Here is a 5,562-nt window from a genome sequence, read left to right as displayed (position 1 = left end):
CGCTTCGCCGTCGTCGCTCCAGTGGTCAGCTATGCCGCCTCCGGCGGAGGGGCTTGCGGTCCGTGCCGCTTCCGCTGCCCGGGTCGGTCTCCGTCGTTCCCCAGGCGTTGGGTGGGGCTGGTGTCACTACGCCGATCACGGAAGTCCGGTTGCCGCCGAGCCCTGGCCTTGACGGCCCTTCCGCGCTGATCCGTCCCCGTGGCCGGCCGCCGATCGCTGCCGCGCAGCCGGGTTGCCGGTCGCGTTGGTTCCCCCAGGTCCAGGGGAGGACCGGGCAACTATGGGACGATCTCCGGCAAGTGGGGGGACGCGGAGCACGGTCTTGAACGGCGATGTCTCGCGCGCCCGAACTCACCCGTCGGAGGCGGGACTGGCAGGTTCAGCCGATGCCGGGAGCGGGAACTGCGACGGTGCCTGGGCGAGCGCCTGGGTGATGGCCTCGAACTCGGCGAGCGCGGCCCGCAGGTTCTGTGCGATCTCGGCTGCGATGGCCTCGAGCGGGTTGTCGTCCTGCGGGGTCGGGTGTGCGATGGGGCAGATCAGGTCGAGGTTGGCGTCGTTCCGGTTGATCAGGTTTTCGTAGGTGAAGCGCTTGAAGCGTCCGTCCGGGGTCTCCGTTCGGGAGGCGCGGTCGCCGGGGCGCAGGGCCTTGAGGACGCCGGCCAGATCCTCCGCACGCAGGGGGTGCTGTGTCGGGTGGAACGAGTGGCCGGTGCGCAGGTCGTAGACCCACAGATGGGTGGTGGCGGGCGTGTCCGAGGGGGTGTGCGGCTTGGTGAAGTGGAGGACGTTGGTGCGGACCCCCGGCGCGCCGTCGAAGATACCCGTGGGCAGTCTGACGAGCGTGTGGAGGTCGAAGTCGTGCAGCAGTAGCCGCCGCACCGCCTCGGCGGACCCCTTTCCGAACAGGACGCCGTCCGGCAGTACCACTGCTGCCCTGCCACCGGGGGCGAGGACCGACATGATGTGCTGGAGGTGGTTGAGGGCCCTGCCGCGTGTACGGACAGCGAAGTCGGTGCGGTCCGGCGGGGTGTCCAGCATTCCGAACGGCGGGTTGGCGAGGACGATGTCGGCCCGGTTGAAGGCACGCGCGTGGAGCGGGTTGGCGTTGGTGACGTGTACCGGGCCGCCGTACCAGCTGGTGTCCTGAAGGAGCAGGTTGGCGCCGGCCAGGCGGTATGCCGGGGAGAGCTCGTTGCCCTCGATGCGGGGTTCGATCGACGGTGACAACGCGGCGCCGGGGTGCCGCTCGCGGATGTGACGCAGCGCCGCGACGAGGAAGCCACCTGTTCCGCACGCGGGGTCGGCGATGCTGTCGGCTGGTCCCGGTCCCGCGAGGCGTACGAGGGTGTCGACGAGGAGGCGCGGGGTGTGGTGCAGGCCGCTTCTCCGGCTGTCCTGGACGGTGAGTTCGAACAGGGCGTTCAGGACGTCACCCTCGTCCTCGCCCTCGTCAGGGCCCGGAGTGATTCCCTCCTCCAGATCGTCGATCAGTTCCCGGAGCAGGAGCGGATCAGTGACGACCCGGCAGGTGTCGGCGAGCGCGCGCCCGAGTGCGGTTTCGGTTCGGCTGCCGAGGTCCTTCAGGATCCGCTCGTACACCTCTGGCAGGTCGAGGTTCGAAGTGGCGCGGAGCGTGCGCCAGGCTTCGGATGCGGTGGCGAGTTTTGGACGGGCCGGGTGCCCGGGACGGCGTACGGCCCGTCGGTCGGCCCGTTTGAACAACAGAAGGTGGGACACCGTCTCCAGGAACGTCCAGTCCGGGACGCCGTCCTCGCGCAGCCGCTCGTACCGGCTCCACAACCGGTCCGCCAAGGCTGTCGGACGCTCCTGCCGATCGAAGGGCAGGAATGGCTCGTTGGGGCGGCTGTTGCTCATCGGAAGTCGAACTCCTGCTGCTGGTAACCGGCCTCGGGGAACCCGGCCTGATCGCCGGGCCGGGTGGCACCGTCGGTTGCCACAGAGCCGGTGAGCCAGCCAGACAAGGCCTCGGCAAGGATCGACAGTCGCAGCCCGGCGCCGGATCGGCGGGCCTCCTCCACGTGCGTGCCGGTCGCGCTGACGCGCTCCTTCCAGATCTCCGCCGCCCGTACGAGCCGGTCCTGGACGTGGAGGGCGGGAACGGGGACGGTGATGGCCCTGATGTCCTCGAGGCGGACGGAGAGGCTGCCAGTCGTGCCCTTGCCCAGAGCCTGGAGGCGGTAGCGGGTAACGGGGGCGTTCCAGACCAGTTCGAGGAACCGGTGCCGGAGCCGCCGGTCCGGCCTGATGCGAACGAGGTGGTTCTGGTACAGGGCTCCGGGCAGCTCGCCGTGCCAGGTGGCGGCCTGGCCGATGCGTTCGAGGCTGCCGTTCTGCCGGACGACCAGGAGGTCGCCGACGTCGAGGAGACGGCGACGCACGGAGTCGGCGTCGAGCGCGGGGACGGGGATGGTGACCTGGCGGACGTCGCCGAGTGTCATGGTCTCGCGCGCGACGTTCGCAACGCCGAGGTACGGATGCAGGGATCCCTTGTCCGTGGCTGTGGGCGTGCGCAGCCCCGCGGTGACCTCGGCGACCTCCGCGATCGGCAGCAACGGCCCTGTGGCGGGAGCTTCGGCCGGGCCGTCGGCGGCGTCCGCGTCGGTGAGGCACCCGCTGACCACGGCGTTCAGGACGCTGTCCCACAGCCGGGGAAGCCCCTGCCGCGCGGCGTTGTGGGCCGCTTCGCCGGCGTCGAGACGGCCCAGCAGCTCGTCCAGGGCGTCGGCGATGCGCCGTTGTTCGGCCGACGGCGGCACCGGGACGCACCAGTCCCGGACCGGGGCGGACCCCAGGTGCTTGAGACCGGTGACGCCCCTGGCACGTCGGCCGAACTCGCCGCGCAGGGCGTCGAAGGACAGGGCGTGGTAGAGGTAGCGGGAGTCCACCCCGGGCGCCGGCCGAACACGGATGAGGCCGCTGTGGAAGGTACAGTCCTCGATCTCGCCGTTCCACAGCGTCGGGCGGCCGATGCGCTCGACGCTCCCGGAGGCCTCGGCCAGGAGGATGTCGCCCGGGAGCAGGCCGTATCGGCCAGCCTGCTCCCGGGTCAGCTCCGTGGTTGTGACCTTCGTGAGGTCCAGGACTCCCCAGCCGAGGTTCGAGCACCTCAGCTGGCGCCGCGTGAGCGGGCCGGGAGCCTGTGAACGGGAGGCTCCCAGGCCGCGCTGGACCGTGGCGATCTCGCCCACCCGGCGGCGGGACCACCCGGGCGGCAGCGGCGGGGCTTTCACTGGCAACTGGCTCTCGCTTCCCCTCGTGGGCCGTGCGGGGGCGGCCCGGCGACCGCTGTCGGTCACCGAGCTCATATCTTCTGGAGACCGAGCTCGGCGAAGAGCCGTCTGGTCGCCGGATCGACCGAGTACAGCACCGTGCCGCGGATGGAACGCGTCATGAGGACGCCGTAGGCGTTGCAGATCGCCCGGGTGAGCTCCTCGTCGGACCGTATCCGGTCGGCTTTGCTGAGCACGTGCTCGCGGTGCACGACCCACGCGCCGTCCTCCCACGTGAGGTCCGGCCCCATGATCACACCGCCCCACTCGTACTCCAGCCCCTGCGCGGTGTGGACGCAGCCGATCTGCCCGAGACCTCCGGGATCCGTCGCCCAGTACTTGCGCTTCGGAACACCGGGGGTCTTGTGGTCGTCACCGGCGTTCCACGGGCGAGCCCACCCCTCCTCCGGGGCGACCTCCGGCACCGTGCCGCTCGAATCGGTCCACGGCCAGCACATGCCCGCACTCATCCGAGCGCTGGCACCCGCCTCCTGCCGGGCACGCAGGAACCCCTCCATCTCGCCCGCGCTCTCGGCGTAGTAGAGCTGGAACGGCTCCGGGTCCGGACCGTCGTCGGGGTTCCACACGATCGGGGCACCGGCCACGAGCGGCTGGACCCAGGCGTCGTACGTCGCACTGCCGACGGCACGAAGCACCCGGTCCAAGGTGATCGGGACGACCTCCGCCCCGAGACGCTTGATCTCCTCGACGAGTGCTTCCGGAGACCACACCTCCTCGGCGAACAGCCGCTGGTCACCGTCGATGAAGAACACGGGCACCCGTGCTCGGGAGACGATCACGTCGACCGACGACTCGCCGGGCCGCATGTGGAAGGAGCCCTTCATCGGGCGCTCCGACAACCGGTGCGCCTCGTCGCACAGGACGAGGTCGAGTTCGTCCGCCGCTCGGTCGTCGGCGACCTTGCTCAGCGTCGTGAAGGCGGCGCGCCGGCCCGGTGCCGCACGCCGGAAGGTGTCGCGCGAAGCGATGCCCCCGGACACGAAGGAAGCCTGGTAGCCCTCGGACAGTGCGTCTCCCAGCAGGGTCAGCGCGACGAGCGACTTGCCACTGCCCGCCCGGCCGCTCACCACGTAGACCTTCTTGCTTCCGGGGGCGGACGTGGCGCGGACGGTCTCCATCACGTCGTTCACCGTGCGCAGCTGGTTCTCCACCAGGCTGAAACGGGTGTGGCCGTCAATGATCGCGCCGATCTCGTCGGTGAGGAGCGTCTCCGAGCGCCGCCGGTCGAGGAGCGCCTGGGCCCCCTCGGCACCCGACGCCGGGGCGAAGTTGGCCTCGAGGAACTTCCGCAGGTCGGCGGGCCGGCGGGCCGTGAACGTCGGGATTCCGGGGCACGGTGCGACGTTGCCGATCCACTGCGCGTCCAGGCGCTTGAGATTGTGCAGGTAGGAGGCACCGGTGAGGCTGACGTAGCGGCTGTCGAACATGCTGTGGTGCTTCCTGAGCGCGACGACGTTGTCCTGCACCTGGACGGCCGGGTGCTTCTTGTGCTTGTCGTAATCCGGCACGAAGACGCGGTCGACCGCGCACTGCGCGCACAGTCCGTTCCCGCCACCGGACCTGCACGACGCGCACAGACCCTTGGGCTTGTCCGCCCGGGGACGCTCGACAGTGTTCCACTGCTTGAGTTCGATGGCGGCGAAGCTCAATCCGCCCGACGGGTGGCAGCCGGCGAGCACGACGTCGATCGGGTTCATGGCGGGGTCGACGCGGTACTCGACGAACATCCACACCTGACCGCGCCCGAGGCCGGTCAGGACGGTCGCCACCTCGTACAGGCTCTCCCGCCACGACGTCACATCGCCCGTCGACGGGTCCTTCCCCTCGGGGTGGGCCTCCCGGTAACACTGCTCGATCTTCTCGACCAACGCCAGCCGGTTGCGCACCAGCTCCTCGGCCGGCCAGTACGCCTCCAACGCCCCCCACACAGCACCAGTCGCCATCCCGAACCCACTCCCCCGATGACCGACCGGAACCCCGTCGCGGCCGCACCACTCATGCCGAGCCTGCCACCGGCCTGTATCAGTCGACAGCGAACTTTAATGGGCACCGAGTATCCCAGCGCCGGACAGGAGAGACAAGGAATTACCGTTCGGCGTAGCGGCGTCGACGCGCTGACCTCCGCAAGGGCCTGCTCGAATTCGCCTGCAGCACCTCTGCCTCCGACCACTCCGGACCGCATTCTGTAGGCTCCTGCTCTACCTGCTTCTCAAGGACTGCTTCGGGCTCGGCCACTGGAAGCGTCAGA

3 protein-coding genes are annotated in these 5,562 nt (G+C 70.0%); all 3 read right to left on the bottom strand.

Annotation, left to right across the window (positions count from 1 at the left end; genetic code table 11):
* Positions 1 to 351: 351 nt before the first annotated feature.
* The 3 genes from AB0O91_RS41025 to AB0O91_RS41015 all read right to left on the bottom strand — a co-directional run bounded on the left by AB0O91_RS41025 (position 352) and on the right by AB0O91_RS41015 (position 5,200).
* The gene (locus AB0O91_RS41025) at positions 352 to 1,878 is read right to left on the bottom strand and encodes an N-6 DNA methylase (protein WP_363444626.1); all 1,527 of its coding nucleotides are present in this window, start codon (positions 1,876 to 1,878) and stop codon (positions 352 to 354) included.
* On the bottom strand, positions 1,875 to 3,260 hold the full coding sequence (locus tag AB0O91_RS41020; RefSeq protein ID WP_363444623.1) for a hypothetical protein: 1,386 nt from the start codon (positions 3,258 to 3,260) through the stop codon (positions 1,875 to 1,877). Before AB0O91_RS41020 ends, AB0O91_RS41025 begins: the two co-directional genes overlap by 4 nt.
* Before the next feature lie 65 nt (positions 3,261 to 3,325).
* A complete protein-coding gene (locus AB0O91_RS41015) occupies positions 3,326 to 5,200 on the bottom strand; it encodes a DNA/RNA helicase domain-containing protein (protein ID WP_363444620.1) in 1,875 nt (624 codons plus the stop codon).
* Positions 5,201 to 5,562: the final 362 nt, after the last annotated feature.

Source organism: Kitasatospora sp. NPDC089797, assembly GCF_040684795.1.
Classification (GTDB): Bacteria; Actinomycetota; Actinomycetes; order Streptomycetales; family Streptomycetaceae; genus Kitasatospora.
This window is presented reverse-complemented; position numbering and strand designations above follow the sequence as displayed.

Coding starts and splice junctions, on each gene's coding strand:
- AB0O91_RS41025 (WP_363444626.1), bottom strand. CDS start 1,878: ATGAGCAACAGCCGCCCCAACGAGCCATTCCTGCCCTTCGATCGGCAG.